This is a genomic window from Seonamhaeicola marinus (assembly GCF_008085455.1).
Map to the genome: position 1 here is coordinate 1 of NZ_VSDQ01000541.1, position 512 is coordinate 512.

Below are 512 nucleotides of genomic sequence, written 5' to 3' on the forward strand. Positions count from 1 at the left end.
TGATATTTTAAACACCACCCAACTTATTGATGAGCAAGGCAATATTAATTATGATAGAATTAGCCTTTTTTCTACAGCCGATTATGGACTAACATTTTCATACGCACGTAAACTGCCAGTTCAAGGTTTAAATTATGGCGTTAATGCTAAGGTTATTAGGCGTATTATTGGCAATTTTGCATCGTCATGGGGTTTTGGTTTAGATGCTGCTATACAATTTGAAACCAATAATAATTGGAAATTTGGTATTATGGCACGCGATATTACAACAACTTTTAACGCATGGGCTATTGATGAAGATGAATTTGAAACTATTAAAGATGCTGTTGAAGGACAAAACCAAGAATTACCCGAAACTACCGAAATTACAATACCTAAATTACAAATTGGCATTTCAAAAAAGTTCAATTTTAATTATGACTATACTCTTTTAGCTGCCGCCAATTTAAATGTGAGGTTTGAAGAGAATAACGATATCATTTCAACATCATTTGCCAGTGTAAATCCCGCTT

Annotated in this window: 1 pseudogene; it reads left to right on the top strand. The window is 33.2% G+C overall.

Features of this window, described 5'->3' with window-relative positions:
• A pseudogene (locus FUA24_RS08165) lies at positions 1-512 on the top strand (hypothetical protein); the annotation flags it as partial.